We start from the raw sequence: 237 nt of genomic DNA on the forward strand, positions 1-237 counted from the left end.
GTGGGACTTGCCGCCCAGCCAGATGTTTTTGAATGGTGTGTATTGTTTAGCAGGAGGGCAAATAAATCAATACGTAACAGACTTGCAAGTTTGGGCCAAAGCTCCAAGCTTTACGGGATGGGTAGACACTATGGCCATAGATACTTCGCTCGCTGGCGGTACAACGCAGACCCAAACAGGCACTGATACATTATCTATAGATTTTACGAGCGGCACACCTACGCAAGTGACTATATC

1 protein-coding gene is annotated in these 237 nt (G+C 47.3%); it reads left to right on the forward strand.

What is annotated here, in order from left to right; translation table 11 throughout:
• Positions 1–237 (forward strand): hypothetical protein (locus GYA94_RS27980; protein ID WP_218031623.1); only part of this gene is annotated, 237 nt, incomplete at both ends.

Origin of the sequence: Pseudomonas juntendi, from assembly GCF_009932375.1 — a bacterium.
Lineage (GTDB): Bacteria > Pseudomonadota > Gammaproteobacteria > Pseudomonadales > Pseudomonadaceae > Aquipseudomonas > Aquipseudomonas juntendi.